Source organism: Oricola cellulosilytica (genome assembly GCF_019966575.1).
Taxonomy (GTDB): Bacteria; Pseudomonadota; Alphaproteobacteria; order Rhizobiales; family Rhizobiaceae; genus Oricola; species Oricola cellulosilytica.
This window is the reverse complement of the sequence record NZ_JAINFK010000009.1, coordinates 51,391-73,259: the sequence shown is the minus strand read 5'-3', so window position 1 is coordinate 73,259 and position 21,869 is coordinate 51,391. Positions and strand designations below refer to the sequence as shown.

Genomic DNA, 21,869 nt, shown 5'->3' with positions numbered 1-21,869 from the left:
AAGAGGTTCCGTCGCTTGCGGACCGAAGGTTTAACCGCCGGGGCAGTCGGGACGAGCGATCTCCCAGCGCCAATGCAGGCCCGAACCGGAAGAACGCCGAAAGGGGCGGTCGGAAGATCGCACTACTACAATAGACGAAGCGATCCCCCGACCGCCCGTCTTCCTGATCTTCAATGGCCAGACCGGAAACGGGGCGTGGCGATGAGGAAGCTTGGCTGAATGTTGGAGGCTGCCGTCAATGCCAAAAGCAAAAGTCGTCATCCTCGGGCTTGACCCGAGGATCCATGGACCAAGGGCGCCGTTCAGCCGTAGATCCTCGGGTCAAGCCCGAGGATGACGAGGGGAACACAGGGCACAGCGCCCTTCCTCGCCCCCACGGCGTGGGGGAGAGGTGTCGCAAAGCGACGGAGAGGGGCAATGCGATCGGCGCACCGTGACGAAGTCCATCCACTCTCCCCCCTTGCGGGGGAGATGTCACGGAGTGACAGAGGGGGCGCATGGACGGAAATCCGGAATACTCCGGGCATCCCTTCCCACAAGGGGGAGGGAACCGCGCCCCCGAAATCCCGCAAAATCGCCCCCGAAAAAATACGGGAGGAGGGCGCTGCGGCTGCCGAAAAAAAGTCGGAATTGCGGCGTCGAATCGAAGCCGTCCATCGCGTGCCTGACAGCCAATTCCGGCGGGGGCCGCCGCGACGGACCGACTTGGAAAACCACTATGTCGACACAGGGCAAGCCGTCGCCGAAACCGGCGCAGAAACCGAAACCGGGCAAGTAAACCGGGGCTGGGCGGGTGCGGTCCGGGCCCAGGTTCGGGCCGCATCTCCGCCGCCCGTTCGAGCATCCCGGCAGGCGCGGAATTACGCTAGCGCGTTCACGCCGATTGACGGAACCATTGGCGCGTTGCAGCGTTGCGTTCTCGTCAACACTGATCGGGAGACATTTCCATGCATGGTATTATTTATCTCGTCGGCCTCGTCGTCGTCGTTCTCTTTATCCTGTCGCTCTTCGGCCTGCGGTGAGATCCATGGCAGCCAAACCTGCAGACAAGACGACCGGCGCGGCGAAGACCGCGTCTTCGTCCACCGCACGTCCGCGGTCGAGAACGGCAGCGGCCAAGACCGCGACCGTAGAGACCGTCGCGGCGGCACCATCCACGCCTCCCGCGGCCTCCGGTTCCTATCTGGAGTGGGGTCCGGTATTCGGCGGCGCGGCCATTGCGCTCGCGCTCTCCATGCTTCTGACGCAGTTCGGCGCGGGCGTCGGCCTGTCCGCCGCCGAGGAGGCGACCCTGGAAGGCGGCGGCATTTCCTGGAATGTGCTCGTGGCCGGCCTCTGGGTGATCCTCGTGGCGCTCGTCAGCGCGTCGGCTGGCGGTTATGTTGCCGGGCGCATGCGCACCCGCTTCCATGACGCGACCGAAGACGAGTCGGAGTTCCGCGACGGCACGCATGGCATCGTTGTGTGGGCGGTTTCCTCCATTGTGGCGATGCTGGCCCTGTCGGTGATGACGGCGCTTGCCAGCGCCGGCGCTGCCGCAGAGGCCGAGGCGTCTGCGACCGAGACCACCGCCGAAGCGCTCCGCCACGCGGCGACCGTGGGGGTCGTGTTCAACTTCGCGTCAGCGGCCGGCGCTGCATTGTCGGCGGCTGCGGCCTGGTTCGCGGCGACCACGGGCGGCTCGCACCGCGACGAGGGCACCGTGATTCACGGCGTCGTTCCCGCCTATCTGCGCGAGCGTTTCAAGCGCTCCTGAATGATGCAAACCCCGGGGCGTCCGCTCCGGGGTTTTCGCGATAGCCGCCCGTAGGTTCAGCCGCCCCCGGCGTCCCAGCCCTCTGAAAGGCGGCGGTTCAGTTCGGCCATGTCGGCGAGGATCAGCCCGCCGCGCGAGCGCTCCACGACCTTTTCCCTTTCCATTTTCGCGATCTCCCGGCTCACCACCTCGCGCCGGCAGCCGATGCGCTCGGCCAGTTCGAGCTGGATCGGCGGCGGTGAGATGATGCGCTGTCCGGAAATCCCGTCGCCGGGTGATTTACGCGGTTTCGACAGCCGGATCAGCTCGGAGTAGAGCCGGTATTTGGCGGGCAGGAATGCGTGTTCGGCAAGCCGCGTGTTGAGCGAGCGGATCAGCGCCGACATCGACCGCATGAGCTCCAGCGCCACGTCGGGGTTTTCACGCAGTATTTCGAGAAAGACCGCCTGGGGCAGGGTGGCGACACGGGTGTTGACCATGGCCGTCACATTGGCCGAACGGGTGGTGCCGTCGATTGCCGCCAGTTCTCCGAAACACTCGCCTTCCGCGAATTCGCCCAGGATCACTTCGCGCCCCGTCGCGATTCGCAGGATCACCCGGACCCGTCCCGACCGGATCAGGAAGACGTTGCGCGTTTCGTCCTCGTAATCGACCACGAGTTCGTTCTCGCCGAAATCGCTGGTCCGGGCCATTGCAGAGAAGCGCTTGTCCTGCGCGTCGTTGAGGGAGGCGAAAAGTTCGAAAGATTTCAGCGAATCCATGATTTGCGGCTGGCCCGGCGGCGGTTTCAGCCGATGGTTGCACAGATCGGGAGGGTGTCAAGCGGCGCGCTTCCGGTCCCTGCCCCCGAAAGCGGCGCGCTTCCGGTCCCTGCCCCCGAAAGCGGTGTGGCTTCCGGGGGCAGGGATGACCGGGGCCGGGCGAGGGGACGCCGCCCCCAGCCGGGGAGGTTCGGGTCAGATATAGGGCGAGATGCACTGCCTGCGCGGGCCGTGATAGGGCTGGAACGTGTTGTCGGCGATCCGGTAGCTGCGATACCGCCCGAAACACCAGTCCACATGTGCGTTGGCGTTACCTTGCGGTTGCACGATCACCTCGCGCGGCCGGGTCGCATTGGCGATGGCCGCTCCGGCGATCACGCCGCCTACGATCCCGAGGCCAAGCATTTGATCCTTGCTGAAACCACCCGAGCGCCTCGGAGCCGGAGCAGGCGCGGGTCCCGGTCCTGGTGCGATCGGACGTACGGTCGGGCCGGGGCGGCAGAGTGTCGGCCTGGTCGCGCAGAAGTCCGGCCGCAGCGGGCGCACCCGGTGTTCGATACCCGGAACGAGAATGGTTTCCGCGGAGACCGTGCTGACAGGCATGACACCCGAGGTCAGCACTGTGGCGGAGATTGCGGTGGCTGCCAAGGCGGATTTAAACGTGACGGCTTTCATGGTTGCGTCTCCTCTGTTGAGGCCGCAGAGCTTTCTGCGGCGCTCAGAAGACGTTACAGGCTGTCCGACAGCGTTGATGTGCGGTCGGTCACAGCGGGTGATGATGGTCCCGTCGCCTGCGTTCAGCGTTTGCAACGGCAATGTCCGCCGCAAGGCGGGCATTGTTTTCCACAAGCGCGATATTGGTTTTCAGGCTGCGCCCCTCGGTGATCTCGAGAATGCGACCAAGCAACCACGGCGTCACTGCCTTGCCCGTTACGCCCGCCTTCGCCGCCTCGTCGACGGCCTGCTCGATATGGGTGGACATTTCATCGAGGGGAATCTCGTCGGAAGCAGGAACGGGATTGGCTATCAGCACTCCGCCGTGATGCAGTTCCGGCATGCTGCGCCGCGTTGCCATGAAACCGGCGATATCCTCCGCGCGGTCGAGGCGAAGCGGTGCTTCTCTTCCCGAATGCCGTGACCAGAATGCTGGAAACGCATTCTGACGGAAGGCCACAACGGGCACCCCCCGCGTCTCAAGAATCTCCAGCGTTTTGTCGAGATCGAGAATGGCCTTCGCTCCGGTGCACACCACCGTCACCGGTGTCCGTGCCAGCTCGTCGAGATCGGCGGATACGTCGAAGCTGTTTTCCGCCCCGCGATGCGCACCACCGATACCGCCGGTGGCGAACACTTCGATCCCGGCGAGATGTGCCGCCATCATGGTGGCGGCGACGGTGGTGCCACCGGTCAGGCCTCGCTCCATGGCGAAGGCAAGGTCGGCTCGCGACAGCTTGGCGGGTGCCGCGGCCTGCGCGAGCGTCTCGGCCTGCGCGGCGTCGAGTCCGACGTGCAGCGTCCCCTCGATGACCGCGATGGTGGCGGGAACGGCGCCGTGCGAGCGGATTTCGCTTTCGACCGAACGGCCCATCGCCAGATTGTCGGGATGGGGCATCCCATGCGTGATGATGGTGGATTCCAGCGCAACGACGGCTTCACCGTCTGCCAGGGCAGCGGCGACCTCGTCGGATATCCGGTAGCGCGTCATGATGTGTCCTCAAACTGTTTCGGACACGCCAATGTGCCCACGTATTGAATCAAACTCGGGACCGGTAAGCGTTCTTGCGATCGGGCCCTCGAAGCGGAGGGTCATCTGCGCCGCGGCAACGCCCTCGCACACTGCCTCGACCAGCGTGGCGTCCGGATCGAGAGCCAGACGGGCAACAGTTGCGCCGGCAAGCGCGTCGCCTGCTCCCGTAACGTCAGTGACCTGCTTCACCTCCGGCGGCGAGATTGTCCAGCGCTTGCCGTGGTCGACTACAGTGACCGATCTGCCGGCGTCGGTAATGACGGCGCGCCCGAAGCCCAACTTCCCTAGCGCGGTGAGGGCAGGGGGTATCGCGTCTGCCTTGGTCAACGCCGCCAGTTCACGCATGTTGATAAAGAGCGTGGCGATGCGTTCGGAAATTGGAGCGAGCCGGCTCACTTTCGCCGGGGAAACGCCGATCGCATGGAGCGGTGCGGCGCTCATCCCCGCAATCGTCTCGAGTGCTGCCACCGGAAGATTGGCGTCGGTCATTATCGTGGCTGCGCTGCCGATCGCGTCTCGCAGTTCACGTCTTCGGAGCTGACGGAGCAATGCGGTCTCGTAGAGATCCATATCCGCTAGACCAGTGACGAGATCGCCGTTCTGGTCGAGGATCGCGGTATAGGTTGCCGTTTGGCGATCCAAGAAGACCGCCGACATGTCGGCGATGCCTGCATCCGCCACCGCCTCTTCCACTTGCAACCCGTCTGCATCGCCGCCGCGCGCCGAAATCAGGGCGACACGCTCTACACCGCGAAGCCGGGCGGTGCGAAGCGCGTTCAGCGTACCGCCGCCGACAGTCGTTATCAGACGTCCCGGATTGGAAGCCGCCGGACGGTGATCGCCGCTCACGCGACCGATACGGTCGATATGCGCTCCGCCGATTCCGAGGAGTGTCGTTTCGTGTCCGGCGGAATTCAAAACGGTCTCGCTGCTGACGGTTGATCGATCGGCTCCGGAGGAGCGCCTTATGGCTGTTCTGTGTCTGACGCGAGAATCGCCTCAAGGTCAATCGTCAGGCCCGACGGGATGTCGCGGTACCGGGCTTGCGGCCCGCCAGCCTGTTCCAAGCGGATACATCCGGTTTTGCCCGAACAAGAACAAAAATAAAACAAAACTCATTAATGCTTCGATTTCAGTCGCTTGCAGAAGTTGCCAAAGCGGAACAAATCGCGTACAAGTAGAAACACTGATTTCAAGTTTGCGCGCGATGCGGCGATAACCTAAGGGTGAGGACAAGATGGCTCAAAACAGTTTGCGTCTGGTTGAGGACAAGCAGGTGGATAAGACAAAAGCACTGGATGCGGCGCTGTCGCAGATCGAGCGGACCTTCGGCAAGGGCTCGATCATGCGTCTCGGCGTCAATGAGCAGGTTGTTGAGATCGAAACTGTGTCGACCGGATCGCTTGGCCTGGATATCGCATTGGGCATCGGCGGTCTTCCCAAGGGACGGATCATCGAAATCTACGGCCCGGAAAGCTCAGGCAAGACGACGCTTGCCCTTCAGACCGTCGCGGAAGCACAGAAGAATGGTGGCATCTGCGCCTTCATCGATGCCGAGCACGCTCTCGATCCGATCTATGCCCGCAAGCTTGGCGTGGCGCTCGAGGATCTTCTGATTTCGCAGCCTGACACGGGTGAGCAGGCGCTTGAAATCGCGGATACGCTGGTGCGTTCCGGGGCCTGCGATGTGCTGGTGATCGACTCGGTGGCAGCTCTCACACCGCGCGCCGAAATCGAGGGCGAGATGGGCGATTCGCTTCCGGGCCTTCAGGCCCGCCTGATGAGCCAGGCTTTGCGTAAATTGACCGCGTCGATCTCGCGTTCCAACACCATGGTGGTCTTCATCAACCAGATTCGCATGAAGATCGGCGTGATGTTCGGCTCTCCGGAAACCACGACCGGCGGAAACGCGCTGAAGTTCTACGCTTCGGTTCGTCTCGATATTCGCCGTATCGGCTCGGTGAAGGACCGTGATGAGGTTGTCGGCAACCAGACCCGCGTCAAGGTGGTCAAGAACAAGATGGCGCCGCCCTTCAAGCAGGTTGAGTTCGACATCATGTATGGTGAGGGTGTTTCCAAGACCGGCGAACTGATCGATCTGGGGGTGAAGGCCGGCATTGTCGAGAAGTCCGGCGCGTGGTTCTCCTATAACAGTCAGCGACTCGGACAGGGGCGTGAGAACTCAAAGCAGTTCCTGCGGGAAAATCCGGAAATCGCCGACGAGATCGAACTTTCGTTGCGGCAGAATGCCGGGCTGATCGCCGAGCAGTTTCTTGCCGATGAGGCGGGTGCGGCTGGTGAGGATGGCGACAGCAAGGCTGCCGAAGGCTGATGGCGGTAATTTCGTCCGCGGCGACGCGGATTGTGCAGTGAGTTTCTGATCCCGGCGGTCTTGCCGAAGGCTGCCGGGTTTGCCGTTTAGATCTGAACGGCTTGAACCATCCTTCCCTTGCGCTGATATGCTGGACAGGACGCCGCGCGATTGAGTATGGCAAAGCTCATCGCGCGTGCCCCGTCACGTCTCTCTCAGGCAGGTTTTCATGAACAGCGTCAACGACATCCGCAAGGCATTCCTCGATTATTTCGCCCGCAACGGGCACGAGGTCGTGGCGTCGGGCCCGCTCGTTCCCGACAATGATCCGACATTGATGTTCACCAATGCCGGCATGGTGCAGTTCAAGAACGTTTTCACCGGTCTTGAGAAGCGGCCTTACTCGCGTGCCGTGACATCGCAGAAGTGCGTCCGCGCCGGCGGCAAGCACAATGATCTCGACAATGTCGGCTACACCGCGCGCCATCACACCTTTTTCGAGATGCTCGGCAATTTTTCGTTCGGCGATTACTTCAAGGAAACGGCGATCGAACTTGCCTGGGAGCTGATCACGAAGGAATATGGCCTACCGGCGGAGAAGCTGCTGGTCACCGTCTATCACACCGACGACGACGCCTTCGACCTTTGGAAGAAGATCGCCGGTCTGCCGGAAGACAGGATCATTCGCATTCCGACACACGACAATTTCTGGGCCATGGGCGATACCGGCCCGTGCGGCCCCTGCTCGGAGATTTTCTACGATCACGGGGAAGGAATTCCCGGTGGCCCGCCCGGAAGCCCGGACGAGGATGGCGACCGGTTCATCGAGATATGGAACCTCGTCTTCATGCAATACGAGCAGCTCGCCGTTGACGACAGGATCGATCTGCCGCGTCCGTCGATCGACACCGGCATGGGTCTCGAGCGAATTGCGGCCGTATTGCAGGGCGAGCATAACAATTACGACATTGATCTGTTCCGCCACCTGATCGCCGCCTCCGAGGAGTTTTCGGGCACGAAGGCGGAAGGCGAACACGCGGCCAGCCACCGGGTGATCGCGGATCATCTGCGTGCCTCGTCGTTCCTGATCGCCGATGGTGTTTTGCCATCCAATGAGGGTCGCGGTTATGTGCTCCGCCGCATCATGCGTCGCGCCATGCGCCATGCCGAATTTCTCGGTGCCAAGGACCCATTGATGTACCGGCTGGTGCCGGCGTTGGTGCAGGAGATGGGGCAGGCCTATCCGGAATTGTCACGCGCGCAGCCGCTGATCACCGAGACGCTGCATCTTGAGGAGAGGCGTTTCCGAAAGACGCTCGACCGTGGCCTTGCATTGTTGAACGATGCGAGCGCGCGTCTGTCGGAGGGCGACGCCCTTCCGGGAGAGACGGCTTTTAAGCTCTACGACACATACGGGTTCCCGGTCGATCTTACCCAGGACGCGCTCCGCCGGCGCGGCGTTTCCGTCGACATGGAGGGCTTCAATAAAGCGATGGAACGCCAGCGCGCGGAAGCCCGGGCAAAATGGGCGGGCTCGGGTGACCAGGCCACGGAGGCCGTATGGTTTTCGATCCGGGACAAGCACGGTGCGACGGACTTCCTCGGCTACGAGACCGAAAAGGCGGAAGGTGTCGTGCAGGCGATCGTGCGCGACGGTTCGGAAGTCGACAAGGCCGAGACCGGCGAGGAGATCGCCATCGTGGTCAATCAGACTCCGTTCTACGGCGAATCCGGCGGACAGCAAGGCGATCGCGGCGTGATGCGCGGCGAGGGCGTTTCGGTTGAGATATCCGACACGCACAAGAAGGCCGATCGCGTCTTCGTCCACATCGGAAAGGTGGTCGAGGGAGAACTGGCGACCGGTGCCGCCGTCGAAATGGAAATCGACCATTGGCGGCGGACACGCCTCCGGGCCAATCACTCCGCTACGCACCTTTTGCACGAGGCGCTGCGCGAGGTGCTCGGCACTCACGTCGCGCAGAAGGGCTCACTCGTCGCGGAGGACCGGTTGCGTTTCGACTTCTCCCATCCGAAACCGCTGTCGGATAGGGAGCTTGATGAAATTGCCGATATTGCCAATGAAATGGTGTTGCAGAATTCGCCGGTCACCACGCGCCTCATGGCGCTGGACGACGCTCGCGAGACCGGCGCGATGGCGCTGTTCGGCGAGAAATACGCGGACGAGGTCCGCGTTGTTTCGATGGGGACCGCCACCCGTGGCGAAAAGAAAGGCAAGACCTATTCGGTTGAATTGTGCGGCGGGACCCATGTCCGGTCCACGGGCGAGATCGGCATTGCCGAGATCGTCTCCGAAACAGCCGTTGCTTCCGGTGTGCGTCGCATCGAGGCCCTGACCGGCGAAGCGGCGCGCAAATATCTGGAAGAGCAGGACGAGCGCGTGCGCGCCCTTGCGTCAGCCCTGAAATCCGGCCCCGATGAGGTCGTCGCGCGTGTCGAGGCTCTGCTCGACGAGCGTCGCAAGCTCGAGCGCGAGTTGACCGAGGCCAAAAAGGCGCTCGCCCTTGCCGGTCCGTCGGAGAGCGGTACCGGTCCGGAGGAAGTCGCCGGCACACGCTTCGTCGGCCGCGTTGTGAATGGCGTTTCGCCGCGCGATCTGAAACCGATGGCCGACGACGCCAAGCATTCGGTCGGTAGCGGAGTTGTCGCGCTCGCGGCGGCGTCCGAGGACGGCAAGGGCAGCGTCGTCGTTGCCGTCACCGAGGACTTGACCGACCGGTTCAATGCCGTCGATCTGGTGCGCGCGGCTTCACAGGCCTTGGGCGGCAAGGGCGGCGGCGGACGGCCGGACATGGCCCAGGCGGGTGGACCTGATGGCGCCAGAGCCGACGCGGCTATCGAGGCAGTACGGGCGGCTTTGGCTGGATAAAGTCTTCAGTCAATGAAAAAAGCCGCGGAAACCTCCGCGGCCTTTCGCTTTCTCGAAGGGATCGGCTGCCCCTTAGGCGGCCATCGCCTTCTGCAGGTTCTCGTCGATCTTGTCGAGGAAACCGGTCGTGGACAGCCACGGCTGATCGGGGCCGATCAGAAGTGCCAGGTCTTTGGTCATGAAGCCCGATTCCACGGTGTCGACGCAGACCCTTTCGAGGGTCGATGCGAACTTGGCGAGCGCGTCGTTGCCGTCCAGCTTGGCGCGATGCGCCAGACCGCGCGTCCAAGCAAAGATCGACGCGATCGAATTTGTGGAGGTTTCCTCGCCCTTCTGGTGCTGGCGGTAGTGGCGGGTGACCGTGCCGTGCGCGGCTTCAGCTTCGACGGTTTTGCCGTCAGGCGTCATCAGCACTGAGGTCATCAGGCCGAGTGACCCGAAGCCTTGCGCAACGGTGTCCGACTGCACGTCACCGTCGTAGTTCTTGCAGGCCCAGACGTAGCCGCCCGACCATTTGAGGTTGGCGGCAACCATGTCGTCGATCAGCCGGTGTTCGTAGGTGATACCCGCTTCCTTGAACTGGTCTGCGAATTCGGCCTCGTAGATCTCCTGGAAGATGTCCTTGAAGCGTCCATCATAGACCTTGAGAATGGTGTTCTTGGTCGAAAGATAGACCGGCACCTTGCGCTGCAGGCCATAATTGAGCGAGGCGCGTGCGAAATCGGCGATGGAGGCATCCAGATTATACATGCCCATGGCGATGCCCGCGGCAGGTGCGTCGAATATCTCGTGTTCGATCTCGGTGCCGTCCTCGCCGACGAATTTCATCGTCAGTTTTCCCTTGCCGGGAAACTTGAAGTCCGTCGCCCGATATTGATCGCCGAACGCGTGACGGCCGACGATGACCGGCCGTGTCCAGCCCGGGACCAGACGCGGCACATTTTTGCAGATGATCGGTTCGCGGAAGATGACGCCGCCGAGGATATTGCGGATCGTACCGTTCGGGGAGCGCCACATTTTCTTCAGGCCGAATTCCTCGACCCGGTCCTCGTCTGGTGTAATGGTCGCGCATTTGACGCCGACGCCATATTTTTTGATGGCGTTGGCCGCATCCACGGTGATCTGGTCGTCGGTCGCGTCACGCGACTCCATGCCGAGATCGTAATATTTCAGATCGATATCCAGATACGGGTGGATCAGCTTGTCCTTGATGAACTGCCAGATGATGCGGGTCATTTCGTCGCCGTCGAGTTCGACGACTGGATTGTCGACCTTTATCTTTGCCATGAATTGCCTCGAATGATTGTGCGCTGCGAACGCAGCCGGGAGAGTGGCGTGGCTATAGCAAAGCCGATAGTGGGGTGCAAACCATCAGATCGGTATGTGAAGATGACTGGGAATTGACATACCGCATGGCCGCGTCGAAGCGACGTACCCATGGTTAGCAGGCCTAACGGGAGAGGGTCGCGACGATGGCAAAACTGAGTGACGCAACGCCGCTGATCGCGGTCGATGCGGTCGGATTCGATTCCGAAACGACCGGCCTCGACACCAGGATCGCGCGGATCGTTCAACTTGGTGGGGTCGGCTTGCGCAAGGGTGTGCTCGATGAAACGGACACCTTTGAGGTTCTGGTCAATCCGGGAATTGCCATTCCGCCCCAAGCTACCGCCATTCATGCCATCGATGATGCGGCGGTAAAGGAATCCCAGCCCTTTACCGAGTGCTGGAATGCCTTTGAAAATTATCGGCGCGACCGTTTGGTCGTTGGATATTCGCTCGGTTTCGATTTCGCGGTTCTGGAGCGGGAGGCCGAACGCAACGGCCTTTTGTGGCGGCAACCGCGCTCGCTCTGTGTCCGCCTGCTAACGGTACTCGCCAATCCGCGCCTGCCTGATTATTCGCTCGACGCGATCGCGGATTGGCTCGGCGTACCCGTGGTCGGCCGGCATGATGCGCTCGGCGACGCACGCACTGCGGCGGAAATCTTTATTGTCCTGGCTGCGCGGCTCGCGGCTCGCGGCGTCAGGACGCTTGCGGAGGCTGAGGCCGCCTGCGCGAAGCTCGATCATGTTCTTCAGGAGCACGCCCGTTCCGGCTGGTCTGAACCCTTCGAGCGGCCACCTTCGAACGGATGGTTCAGTTCGTTGCGCATTGGCGATCCCTTCGCGTTCAGACACCGGGTCCGGGACGCCATGGCCTCGCCGCCGGTAGTCGGGAAGTCCGACCTGCCGCTTTCCCGAACGATAGAAGAGATGGCGGTGCGCCAGATCAGTTCACTTTTTCTGCACGATAGGGGAGAGGAGGACGCCGATGTCGGCGAGTACGCGATCCTCACCGAGCGCGATGTTTTGCGGGCGCTCCATCGCGATGGCGCGTCGGCAATGACGCGGCCGGCCGGGGAACTGGCGAACCGCCCGTTGAGGTCTGTCCTCGAAGAGGACTTCGTTTTCCGCGCGATTTCGGCGATGCGACGGAACCGAATTCGCCATCTCGCCGTCACCGATGCGACCGGAAGGCTGACCGGCGTAGTCTCTGCGCGCGACTTCCTGAAACTGCGCACAAGCGCTGCGGCCGACATGCATTTTCTGATCGAGACCGCGGAAACCCCGGCGACACTTGCGGAAGCCTGGTCGAAGTTGGCGGGCGTCGCCTCTTCGCTTCTACAGCAGGGGCTCGAGGCCCGGCATATTTCCGAGATAGTGTCCGATGAGCTTTGCGCCATCACGGCGCGCTCCGCCGAACTTGCGGCCGAGACAATGCGCAAAGGAGGTGAGGGAGAAGCGCCATGCGCTTACAGCGTGCTGGTGCTGGGCTCGGCGGGCCGGGGCGAGAGCCTGCTTGCGGCCGATCAGGACAACGCCATCGTTTTCGAGAACGGCGATCCTGAGAGCAACGCCGACCGCTGGTTCTCGATATTCGCGGGGCACATGAGCGACAACCTCCACCTCGCCGGCGTACCCCTGTGTCAGGGCGGGGTGATGGCCCGCAACAAATCGTGGCGCGGATCGCTTGAAACCTGGAAGGAACGTGTCGACGAATGGGTTGGAAGATCCCGTCCCGAGGACATGCTGAATATCGATATATTTTTCGATATGCGGCATGTTCATGGCGCAACGGAACCGGCGACCATTCTGCGCCGATATGCCTATGAAAAGGGTGCCATGTCGCCCACGTTTGCCAAGCTGCTCGGCGAGGGCGCCCGTGCCGTTCCGGCGGCCACCGGCGTGCTCGGCGGCTTCAGGACCGACAATGGCCGGATAGATCTGAAGAAGTACGGGCTCTTCCCGGTCGTGTCCGCGGCACGCGCGATGGCCATCCGCCACGGGATATCCGTTCGCTCGACTGCGGAGCGGCTCGACGAACTTTGCAAACTCGACAGAATGCCGGTCAGCGATATGAAGGCGGTGGCGCAGGCGCATGGCCTGCTGATGACGATGATGCTCGAACAGCAGACGATTGACATTTCTACGGGAATCCCGGTTTCCAACAGGGTTGATATTTCTCGCCTCGACCGGCGGGCGCAGTCGCGTCTCAAGCGAGCACTCGCGGCAGTCCAACGCATTCCGGATTTTATCAGGGATGCGTTGTTCCATTGAGAGGGCAGTTGTGGCAGGTGCTGCCGAATAAATGACAGGCTGAGCATGGCAGGCACCGACAGACAGCGCGATTTGATCGCAGAAGGCCCCTCGATCGTGCTCGTCGAACCGCAACTCGGCGAGAACATCGGCATGGTGGCGCGGGCCATGGCGAATTTCGGGTTGGCTGATCTTCGGCTCGTCAACCCGCGTGACGGCTGGCCCAATTCCAAGGCGCAAGCGGCGGCAAGTGGAGCTTCGCATGTCATCGAGCGCACCAGCGTCCACGACACCCTCGCCGAAGCGTTGGCAGGCGCGCGATACGTCGTCGCCACCACGGCGCGCCAGCGCGACGGATTCAAAACCGTGCTCGGACCGGTCGAGGCGGCGCGCAGGCTTAGGTCGATGCATGCACGGTCCGAACCCGGCGCGATCGTGTTCGGGCGGGAACGTTTCGGACTGGACAATGAAGAGGTTGGCCTTGCCGACGACATAGTGACATTTCCCGTCAACCCCGCATTCGCATCGCTCAATCTCGCACAGGCCGTTCTTCTGATGAGCTACGAATGGATGAAATCCGGACTCGCAAGCGAGACGGCAACCCAATTCGCGGGTCCCGAATTTCTGTCGGCACCCAAGAAAGAATTGTTCGGCATGTTTGCGCAGCTGGAGACTGCCCTGGAAAGCCGGGGGTACTTTCGTCCCCCCGAGCGCAAGCCGGTCATGACCGAGAGCCTTCGGGCGGTGTTGACGCGTCCGGGATTTTCCAGCGAGGAAATTCGTGTGCTGCGTGGAATTATCTCGAGTCTCGATCGATTCTCACCGGCAAGTCCACGCGGATCGGGATCGCCGGGTGATGATCCACGCCGGCGATCCGCAAACGGTCAGCGATCCGGCAAGATGGGCGATGCGAGCGACTCTGATGGGTGAGACCCGATCACGCACGGTCCTGTTCTTTGACAGCGGCATTGGCGGGCTTGGTGTCCTACGCGAAGCGCGCGTGCTGATGCCGGACTGGCGATATGTCTACGTCGCCGACGACGCGGCCTTTCCGTTTGGGGGATGGGACGAAGACAGGCTCCGTGCCCATCTGACGGGGCTTTTTCGAGATCTGCTCGAGGTGCATCGTCCCGCAATGACGGTGATCGCCTGCAACACGGCTTCCACGCTGGCGATCAATCACTTGCGCGAGGTATTTCCCGGCGAGACATTCGTCGGCACTGTCCCCGCCATCAAGCCCGCAGCAGAACGGACGAGGTCGGGTCTTGTTTCGGTGCTCGCCACACCGGGGACGGTGAAGCGGCAATACACCCGCGAACTAATCCGCCAGTATGCGGGCAAGTGCCACGTGCGGCTTGTCGGAAGTGAACATCTCGCCCGGCTTGCCGAGGAGTATGTCCGCGAAGGATACGTCGATGAAGCCGCGGTCCGTCGCGAGATCGCCCCATGTTTTGTCAAGATGGACGGCCGGGCCACCGACATTGTGGTCTTGGCGTGCACGCACTATCCGTTCCTCGTCAATCGCATGCGCAAGACCGCCCCGTGGCCCGTGGACTGGATCGACCCGGCCGAGGCGATTGCGCGCCGAGCGGCGTCGCTCCAGGGAACCCTTGGAGTTCTCCGGGCAGCCGATGGAGTTGATCTTGCGGTCTTTACCTCAGGCCATCCACAATCCTCCGTTGTTCGCCTCATGCGTGGTTTCGGATTGCATTTAGCCGACATTGACAATCCGGAGCGCGTGCCGTAACAGCATCGCCTGTGCGGGGCTTTGCCTCGCATTTTTCTTAGACGTATCCCGTGGACATGGCCGCAAAGCGTGCGCGGCCCGTCCTGTCAGTCGGCGAAAACGGCCGGCAGAGGAGGGTGCGTTTCCTTTGCGCGAAACTCGGTTTCGCGTGCAACGTTGTGAAAGGAAATGCGATGAGCAAGCGCGAATCGTCAAAATACAAAATCGACCGCCGTCTTGGCGAAAATATCTGGGGCCGTCCGAAGTCGCCGGTCAACCGCCGCGAATATGGCCCGGGTCAGCACGGTCAGCGCCGCAAGGGCAAGCTTTCGGACTTCGGCGTGCAGCTGCGCGCCAAACAGAAGCTCAAGGGCTATTACGGCGACATATCCGAAAAGCAGTTCCGCAAGACCTATGACGAGGCGCAGCGCCGCAAGGGCGACACGCCCGATCTTCTGATCGGTCTTCTCGAAAGCCGTCTGGACGCAGCCGTCTATCGCGCGAAATTCGTTCCCACGATCTTTGCTGCGCGTCAGTTCGTCAACCACGGCCATGTCAAGGTCAACGGCAAGCGCGTCAACATTCCCTCCTACCGCTGCAAGCCCGGCGACGTGATCGAGGTTCGCGAGAAGTCGAAGCAGATGGCGCTGGTCATCGAGGCGACCCAGCTCGCGGAACGCGACGTGCCGGACTATATCGAGGCCGACCACAACAAGATGGTTGCGACCTTCTCGCGCGTGCCGTCGCTTGGCGACGTGCCTTACCCGGTGCAGATGGAACCCAACCTCGTGGTCGAGTTCTACTCGCGGTAATTCAACGCAACAGCGTTTCAAAGCCAAGCCGCCCTGGTCTTCCCGGGCGGCTTTTTGTTGACCCCCGGCACGGGCAATGTCTTTCATGCCTGGACCCACACCACGAGACCGGCCATCATGAATGTCAACGCTCCCCGACAGGATGAAATCTCGACCCGGGTCCATCCGCTCTTCGCCGAGACGCCAGGAAGCGTGGAATTCAACAAGCTGCGCAAGCGCTTGCTGCGCAACACGCGGCAGGCGATCGAGGAGTTCGCCATGGTCACGCCCGGTGAGCGCTGGCTTATCGGCCTTTCAGGCGGCAAGGACTCCTATGGTCTGCTCGCGCTGCTTTCGGATCTGAAATTCCGCGGGCTGCTCCCGGTGGAACTGCTCGCCTGCAATCTGGATCAGGGGCAACCGAACTTTCCGAAAGACGTCCTCCCGCAATGGCTCAAACGCCACGGCATTGATCATCGGATCGAGTATCAGGACACCTATTCGATTGTGACCGAGAAGATCGCGAAGGACCGCACCTACTGCTCCCTGTGCTCGCGGTTGCGGCGGGGGCACCTGTATCGCATTGCGCGGGAGGAAGGCTGCTCCGCCCTGGTGCTTGGCCATCACCGTGAGGATATTCTCGAAACTTTCTTCATGAACCTTTTCCATGGCGGCAGGCTGGCTGCAATGCCGCCGAAACTGCTCAACGACGAGGGCGACTTGTTGGTGCTGCGCCCGCTCTCTTATTGCGCCGAGCGCGATCTAGAGAAATTCGCATCGGCGATGCGATTTCCCATCATTCCCTGCGACCTCTGCGGGGCGCAGGAAGGGCTGCAGCGCAATGCCATGAAAGCGATGCTGACCGATCTCGAGACACGCATGCCGGGCCGCAAGGACACGATGATCCGCGCCCTGACAAATGTGCGGCCCAGCCATCTGCTGGACCGCTCGCTGTTCGATTTTGCTGTTCTTTCTGCAGGAACCTAGGCGGCTGCGGAAGTCGCCGTTTCCAGCCGGGTGCCGTCCGCCTCGAGCTTGAACTCCGCGATGAGCTCGAACAGGGCCAACGCCTCCTCGGCGAGCCCGTGAGTTGCCGCATTGGTCTGTTCGACCATGGCTGCATTTTGCTGCGTTGTCCGGTCCATCTGCCCGACCGATGCGCTGATCTCCTTAAGGCCGGTCGACTGCTCGATGCCGGCACTGTTTATCGCGCTTATATGCTCCCCAATCTCGTCCACGCGGGAGGCGATCCGCTTGATCGCTTCGCCGGTTTTGTCGACGAGTTCAACGCCATGTTTCACTTCCTCGCCCGAGCGGCCGATGAGATCCTTAATCTCTTTCGCGGCGGACCCGGAACGGCTGGCAAGCTCGCGAACCTCTTGCGCGACAACAGCGAACCCGCGTCCGGCCTCCCCGGCGCGCGCTGCCTCGACGCCGGCGTTCAGAGCTAGGAGATTCGTCTGGAATGCGATGTCTTCGATGACGCTGATGATCTGGCTGATCTCGCCGGACGAAGTTGCAATGCGATGCATGGCCTTGACTGCGTCCGCAACAGTGTCGGCGGAATCGGCGGCGTCGCGCCGCGTCTCGGCGGTCAGGCCGTCTGTTTCCTGGGTCCGTCCCGTCGACGCCGCCACGGTTGCGGAGATCTGTTCGACCGCCGCGGCCGTTTCCTCCAGCGAGGCAGCCTGACTTTCCGTTCGGCGCGACAGGTCGTCTGCACCTGCGCGCAATTGATCGCTTCCGTCCCGGATGGTGTGCGCATTGTCGCGGATCCGGGATAGCGTATGACGCATGCGGTCCATCGACGTGTTGAGGTTCAGTCTCAGTCTGTCCAGATCGCCCGCGAACGGCGTTTCGATCGTTTCGGTAAGGTCGCCGTGTGCGAGACGGTCGAGGGCCCCTTCCATTGCATTGACTGCTGACTGAAGCTCCTGCTGTGCCCGCTGCTTCTCCCGTTCGGCCGCCTGCGTTTCGGCTGCCGCTCTTTCACGAGCGCGTTCGCTTTCGGTCTCGATCCGCACTTTCTCCACCGCGTTTGTCTTGAACACGCCAAGCGCCCGCGCCATCTCGCCGATTTCGTCGCCCCTTTCGACTCCCGTGACATCGGTTTCGAGATTACCGGACGCCAGATCGCGCATTGCGCTGGTCAGTGCACTGATCGGACGTTTCAGTGCCGCGATTAGCATGACAGCGGCGAATGCGCCGAACAGACCAAAGAGCACTGCCGCTGAAACCGAGAGGCCGCGCGCCTTTCCTTGGGCATGTTCGGCATTGCTGCTCTGACTGTCGGCGAAGGCGATGATATTCGCCCATGCATGGTCGACTTCATCGGCAGCCTCCTCAAAGGCCTTCGTCTTTGCCGTCGCGATTTCGACCAGTTGGTCGGAACTGGCAAGCAGACGCTTGCCGATTGTCCTCAACTCGTCAACGAATGGAAGAAAGTCCGGGTTGTCGATGGCGCTGAGCGCAAAGGTATCGAGATCGGAGGCAAGGACGGACAGGTCATTGGCGAGCTTGGCCTGGACGGCCGGTGCCGGGTTCCCGAGCAACTCGGTCGTGGCGAGCTGTATCGAATTGATGATGTGCAGGAGGCGCTGCGTTTCGTCGTAGAGTGCTCGGGCGCGGACTACTGACCGGTCGAGCGTGGCGAAGCGGGTGGTTGCCTGCCGGGCAGTCTGCGTAGCGAGGCCGCGCAGCTGGATGCCGGCTGGACGGAGCGCGTTTGCGTGACGGTGAATTCGGTTGACGGTCGCGTCGGTCGCGACCCTTGCCTTGCCCAGGTCCAATATTGCGTCGAGATTCTCGTCGATCGTTTGTGCCAGAGCCGCCCGTTCGTCCGGAATGGCCTTGATAAGCTTGCGTTTGACGCGGGCGTATTTTGACTTTCGTTCGCCAATCAGATCCAGCATGGCCTGCGGAACGCTGGCCTTGTTCAGTTCCCGTACGTATGTGGTGATATCATCTGCTCCGGCGGCGAACCGCTCCGCCAGCCGCAGAAGGTCCTTCGCGTCGGCTTCGTCTTTTTCCACGCCTCGCTTGAGCTTCGTGGTTTCGTCGGTCATTCGCATCTTGACCGACAGCAGATGCTGGATATGCGCGTTCATATCGGCTCGCGTCGCCGCATCCGTTTCATGCATGGTCCATAAGCTGGCCATGCCCGCCTGGATCCGTTTAGCGGTTTCACGAGCTGCGGTCAGCGCGCTGGTTTCGGTTTCGTTGGCAGCAAAGTCCATCGCCCGGTCCATCGCCGCCACCTGTTCGTCGAGGCGTTCGATCACGGCGTCGCGGCTTTCTTCGTTCGTCGATGTCAGGAACGTATTCATGCGCGAATAGGCTGACTTGAAGCCACTGAGGGATGAAATGCTGGCGTTCGTCCCGCCCAAGCCCCGGCTCAGCATAGAACCGGCGTAGTAGTTCACGGCAGCGAGGCCAACGATTCCCACGACAAGCGGCAGGACGAATACGAACACTTTCGACTGGATGGAAAGTCCGGCGAGCGTTTTGTCGAAAATCATCGAGGAGCGTGTCCTTTGAGACATGTCGGCGCCATCAGGTTCGCCGAAAGCATTCGGAAGACATGCGGCTGCGCGCGCCATGCCCCCTGTGCTCATGCGGCAACCGGCCTTTCCTAGGCGGATTGCGGGACATGCTTGATAGGCGAACTCTCGCCGGGTGACTTTAAGCGATCGTAAATCGGTCCTGCGAGATTTCGCAGTTTAAGCGGATCGGGCGCTTTATTCAGCCGCTTTCGTGGCCGCACCGTCCTGGGCGACGCCGAACAATCGACCATTTTCGGCGACGAACACCAGAGCGAGAGAGATGAAAGACACGGCAGTAATCCCGGCCATCAAGGGAAAGACCGTGCCGTTATACGCCTGTCCGATCACTGCGCCGATGATTCCGCCGCCGACGGTCTGCGTGAAACCGAGAACGGAGGATGCCGTTCCGGCGACTCGGCCGAGCGGCTCCATTGCGATGGAGTTAAAGTTCGCGCCCACCAGCCCGAATAGCGGCATGATCAGGGCGATCGTGGTGAGAAACAGCCATAGCGGAACGGGTCCGGTCGAAAAGATCAGCGTCGCCGCTACGCTCAGGACGAAATGCGCGACGAGCGCTGCGTGCGAGAGGCGGCGCATGCCGAATCGTCCGACAAAACGGGCATTGGAAAAGGATGTGATAGCCATCAGGACCGCGACCACCGCGAAGACGAACGGAAACCTCGCTCCGAGGTTGTAGATCTCGACGTAGATTGGCTGCGCGGTGTTGAGAAATGCGAACAGCGATCCGAAGAAGAAGGCGGTTGCGAGCGTGTAGAAAAGCGAAATGCGGTTCGACACGACGAGCATGAACCCCTGTAGCACGGTGCTGACTGTTAACTCCCGCCGGTTAGACGGGTTCAGCGTCTCTCTCAGGCGCATGGCGCACCACAGCGACATGAAAGTCGCAAGAGCCGCCATGAAGGTGAAGATGTAGGGCCAGGGAGCGAGGAGGATGATGCCTTGTCCGGTCATTGGCGCGATGATCGGAACGATCATAAACACCATCATAACCAGGGACATCGTCGCTGCCATGTCTCGGCCTGCATGGGTGTCGCGCACAACGGCCAACGCAATCACGCGCGTTCCGGCCGCGCCAATACCTTGGATAAAACGCAACAGCAAAAGCGCTCCGAATGTCGGAGCGAACGCTCCGGCGAACGAGCATGCGATGTAGATGGCAAGTCCTGCGAACAAGGGAAGTCGCCGTCCAAAGCGGTCCGCAATCGGTCCGAAGAACAGCTGCGCCGCTCCGAAACCGAGGATATAGGAAAGCAGGGTGTATTGGATGGAGTTTCCCTCGATGGCGTAGTCGGCCGTGATGTTGGGAAAAGCGGGTAGAATGATGTCGATTGCCAGCGCGTTCAACGCCATGAGGCCAGCCATCATTGCGATGAACTCGGCGCGCGGTATCGTTATCGGCGTCACCGTCTCTTTCATCGCGCTCTCTCATTGTTGACCGGGGCCGCGCCGGAAAGGGTAACTCCGGCCAACCCCTGGGTAACCGCCGGGACTATTGCGTGCCAGTGGCAAGCAGATGCTTTTCCGACTCGTCGCGGTGTTTCTTCAGATACTTCATGAACGGCGTTCCGCCGGTGCCGACTTCCGTGTCGTTCCCCGAGCCCGTACGCGATTGCTTGTGAATGTAGGAGGCGGCATATTCGAGGTGCCGGGTTCGGAACCGCACAACTTGCCGTACAATCTGATTGTAGCCTTCTGTAAGGGGCGCAGATCGCGCGGTCATCACTGCTTCGCGAACCGTGCTGACAGCTCGCGCTGTTTCTATGAACCGGCGGTGTTCCGGCGGCCTGTATGCGTGAAGGTCGTCGAGAAATGCTTTGAGGGGATCGTCCTCGTGTCCGATCTGCAACAATGCGTCCATCGCAGGTACGATCGAGGATTGCGAGCCCGTTTGGCCGCGAAAGGCCATCGGCCTTCCACCGGACTCATGGACACCCTCATAGACGATACCACCGGGCAGAGCCGGATTGTCTTTCCACCCATGAATGTAGGGGCGCACGCGGTTGAAATAGATGTAAGGGTCGCAAGCTTCCGGCATCCGATCGAAGATCGAGTTGATCTCGGTCCAGATCCTGTCCATGTCGGCAAACAGGGTTTCCAGGCGCGTGGCGTCGCCGTCGCGCGCCGCTTCCACAATCGGATCGAACAACCCCAATGCGCGTCCGGCCTCGGCTTCGATCGCGACGTGAACGAGAACGAACCACGCTTCATCCTTGCCGGCGAGGAATTTCTGCACCATGCGAATGTTGCCGAGTTCCGAGGGTCCCGCTTCATCAATCATTGCCCAATTGTCCAGAACGTAGCCGGCATAGAGCAGGAGCGGCTTGCGTCCCAGCCGGCCCGCCAGCCGCCAGATGGGCACGGCTAGACTGGCCGGAAGTGCGTGTGCCGGATCTTCCGCGTCGGCCCAGACGTAGGCTTGCACAAGGAAGGAATAGCGCACCATTAGTGCCCGGAGTTTGTCCTCCGGTGCTTCGCGCAGCAGGGAGTCGGAGACAGGATCGGGCAGCGCGGCCAGTCTCGCCCGCAATTGGTCCGAAACCAGGAGATCCGGCAACACCTGTCCCGCCTCGACGACCGCTTCGCAGACCTCTGGCAGCGGAGTCTCGGCTAAGCCCGGCGCTCCCAGAAAGCCCCGCGCTGGGTCCATCCCGAAAAGACGTATATCAAGGGTACCCATTTATCCTCCCGTTCGTTTCTTCACGGCAAGGACGATAGCGAAATTGCAGCCAGAGGGTAGAACAACGGCGAC

At 61.6% G+C, this 21,869-nt stretch carries 16 protein-coding genes; 8 read left to right on the top strand and 8 right to left on the bottom strand.

Translation table 11 applies throughout. From position 1 onward, the window contains the following. Positions 1-1,027: 1,027 nt before the first annotated feature. On the top strand, positions 1,028-1,756 hold the full coding sequence (locus tag LC298_RS17700; protein ID WP_131568625.1) for a hypothetical protein: 729 nt from the start codon (positions 1,028-1,030) through the stop codon (positions 1,754-1,756). A gap of 56 nt (positions 1,757-1,812) precedes the next feature. On the opposite strand, the gene LC298_RS17695 is transcribed toward LC298_RS17700, so the two are convergent. The 4 genes from LC298_RS17695 to LC298_RS17680 form a co-directional block, all read right to left on the bottom strand. Next, a complete protein-coding gene (locus tag LC298_RS17695; protein WP_131568627.1) occupies positions 1,813-2,517 on the bottom strand; it encodes a Crp/Fnr family transcriptional regulator in 705 nt (234 codons plus the stop codon). 195 nt (positions 2,518-2,712) lie between these two features. After that, on the bottom strand, positions 2,713-3,192 hold the full coding sequence (locus tag LC298_RS17690) for a BA14K family protein (RefSeq protein ID WP_223385729.1): 480 nt from the start codon (positions 3,190-3,192) through the stop codon (positions 2,713-2,715). An 88-nt stretch (positions 3,193-3,280) separates the two neighbouring features. Further along, complete coding sequence (locus tag LC298_RS17685) at positions 3,281-4,222, bottom strand: pseudouridine-5'-phosphate glycosidase (protein ID WP_131568629.1); 942 nt, start codon at positions 4,220-4,222, stop codon at positions 3,281-3,283. 9 nt (positions 4,223-4,231) lie between these two features. Continuing rightward, positions 4,232-5,182: a PfkB family carbohydrate kinase gene (locus tag LC298_RS17680; protein WP_158284759.1), complete on the bottom strand. Its 951-nt coding sequence runs from the start codon at positions 5,180-5,182 to the stop codon at positions 4,232-4,234. Positions 5,183-5,501: 319 nt separating this feature from the next. Here LC298_RS17680 and recA point away from each other — a divergent pair, with 319 nt between their 5' ends. Further along, on the top strand, positions 5,502-6,596 hold the full coding sequence (gene recA, locus LC298_RS17675; protein ID WP_131568633.1) for a recombinase RecA: 1,095 nt from the start codon (positions 5,502-5,504) through the stop codon (positions 6,594-6,596). A gap of 208 nt (positions 6,597-6,804) precedes the next feature. Beyond that, positions 6,805-9,462, top strand: a complete 2,658-nt coding sequence (alaS, locus tag LC298_RS17670) for an alanine--tRNA ligase (RefSeq protein ID WP_131568635.1) — start codon at positions 6,805-6,807, stop codon at positions 9,460-9,462. 72 nt (positions 9,463-9,534) lie between these two features. Here the strand turns inward: alaS and LC298_RS17665 are convergent, their stop codons facing one another. Beyond that, the gene (locus LC298_RS17665; protein ID WP_131568637.1) at positions 9,535-10,749 is read right to left on the bottom strand and encodes an NADP-dependent isocitrate dehydrogenase; all 1,215 of its coding nucleotides are present in this window, start codon (positions 10,747-10,749) and stop codon (positions 9,535-9,537) included. Positions 10,750-10,934: 185 nt separating this feature from the next. Between LC298_RS17665 and LC298_RS17660 the strand changes: the two genes are divergently transcribed. The 5 genes from LC298_RS17660 (at position 10,935) to ttcA (ending at position 16,544) form a co-directional block, all read left to right on the top strand. Next, entirely contained in the window at positions 10,935-13,061 is a 2,127-nt protein-coding gene (locus tag LC298_RS17660) for a DUF294 nucleotidyltransferase-like domain-containing protein (protein ID WP_131568639.1), read from the top strand. A gap of 45 nt (positions 13,062-13,106) precedes the next feature. After that, entirely contained in the window at positions 13,107-13,970 is an 864-nt protein-coding gene (locus tag LC298_RS17655) for an RNA methyltransferase (protein WP_131568641.1), read from the top strand. Then, positions 13,963-14,787 carry a glutamate racemase gene (gene murI / locus LC298_RS17650; protein ID WP_131568643.1) on the top strand — a complete coding sequence of 275 codons (825 nt, stop codon included), beginning with the start codon at positions 13,963-13,965 and terminating at the stop codon, positions 14,785-14,787. Before LC298_RS17655 ends, murI begins: the two co-directional genes overlap by 8 nt. A 173-nt stretch (positions 14,788-14,960) precedes the next feature. Continuing rightward, positions 14,961-15,578 carry a 30S ribosomal protein S4 gene (rpsD, locus tag LC298_RS17645; RefSeq protein WP_131568645.1) on the top strand — a complete coding sequence of 206 codons (618 nt, stop codon included), beginning with the start codon at positions 14,961-14,963 and terminating at the stop codon, positions 15,576-15,578. Positions 15,579-15,695: 117 nt separating this feature from the next. Then, complete coding sequence (ttcA, locus tag LC298_RS17640; protein WP_131568647.1) at positions 15,696-16,544, top strand: tRNA 2-thiocytidine(32) synthetase TtcA; 849 nt, start codon at positions 15,696-15,698, stop codon at positions 16,542-16,544. Here ttcA and LC298_RS17635 read toward each other — a convergent pair. From LC298_RS17635 to LC298_RS17625, 3 genes are all read right to left on the bottom strand, one after another. Beyond that, positions 16,541-19,075, bottom strand: coding sequence for a methyl-accepting chemotaxis protein (locus tag LC298_RS17635; RefSeq protein ID WP_158284760.1), 2,535 nt, complete (start codon positions 19,073-19,075; stop codon positions 16,541-16,543). The genes ttcA and LC298_RS17635 overlap by 4 nt on opposite strands. 219 nt (positions 19,076-19,294) lie before the next feature. After that, positions 19,295-20,536: a multidrug effflux MFS transporter gene (locus LC298_RS17630; protein ID WP_131568652.1), complete on the bottom strand. Its 1,242-nt coding sequence runs from the start codon at positions 20,534-20,536 to the stop codon at positions 19,295-19,297. 73 nt (positions 20,537-20,609) lie between these two features. After that, entirely contained in the window at positions 20,610-21,797 is a 1,188-nt protein-coding gene (locus LC298_RS17625; protein ID WP_131568654.1) for a PrnB family protein, read from the bottom strand. Positions 21,798-21,869 lie beyond the last annotated feature (72 nt).

Excerpts from the sequence above, each read along its gene's own strand:
- recA (WP_131568633.1), top strand. The coding sequence starts at position 5,502 with ATGGCTCAAAACAGTTTGCGTCTGGTTGAGGACAAGCAGGTGGATAAG.
- LC298_RS17635 (WP_158284760.1), bottom strand. The coding sequence starts at position 19,075 with ATGATTTTCGACAAAACGCTCGCCGGACTTTCCATCCAGTCGAAAGTG.
- LC298_RS17660 (WP_131568639.1), top strand. The coding sequence starts at position 10,935 with ATGGCAAAACTGAGTGACGCAACGCCGCTGATCGCGGTCGATGCGGTC.
- LC298_RS17625 (WP_131568654.1), bottom strand. The coding sequence starts at position 21,797 with ATGGGTACCCTTGATATACGTCTTTTCGGGATGGACCCAGCGCGGGGC.
- LC298_RS17690 (WP_223385729.1), bottom strand. The coding sequence starts at position 3,192 with ATGAAAGCCGTCACGTTTAAATCCGCCTTGGCAGCCACCGCAATCTCC.
- LC298_RS17700 (WP_131568625.1), top strand. The coding sequence starts at position 1,028 with ATGGCAGCCAAACCTGCAGACAAGACGACCGGCGCGGCGAAGACCGCG.
- rpsD (WP_131568645.1), top strand. The coding sequence starts at position 14,961 with ATGAGCAAGCGCGAATCGTCAAAATACAAAATCGACCGCCGTCTTGGC.
- ttcA (WP_131568647.1), top strand. The coding sequence starts at position 15,696 with ATGAATGTCAACGCTCCCCGACAGGATGAAATCTCGACCCGGGTCCAT.
- LC298_RS17630 (WP_131568652.1), bottom strand. The coding sequence starts at position 20,536 with ATGAAAGAGACGGTGACGCCGATAACGATACCGCGCGCCGAGTTCATC.
- LC298_RS17665 (WP_131568637.1), bottom strand. The coding sequence starts at position 10,749 with ATGGCAAAGATAAAGGTCGACAATCCAGTCGTCGAACTCGACGGCGAC.
- murI (WP_131568643.1), top strand. The coding sequence starts at position 13,963 with ATGGGTGAGACCCGATCACGCACGGTCCTGTTCTTTGACAGCGGCATT.
- LC298_RS17655 (WP_131568641.1), top strand. The coding sequence starts at position 13,107 with ATGGCAGGCACCGACAGACAGCGCGATTTGATCGCAGAAGGCCCCTCG.
- LC298_RS17695 (WP_131568627.1), bottom strand. The coding sequence starts at position 2,517 with ATGGATTCGCTGAAATCTTTCGAACTTTTCGCCTCCCTCAACGACGCG.
- alaS (WP_131568635.1), top strand. The coding sequence starts at position 6,805 with ATGAACAGCGTCAACGACATCCGCAAGGCATTCCTCGATTATTTCGCC.
- LC298_RS17685 (WP_131568629.1), bottom strand. The coding sequence starts at position 4,222 with ATGACGCGCTACCGGATATCCGACGAGGTCGCCGCTGCCCTGGCAGAC.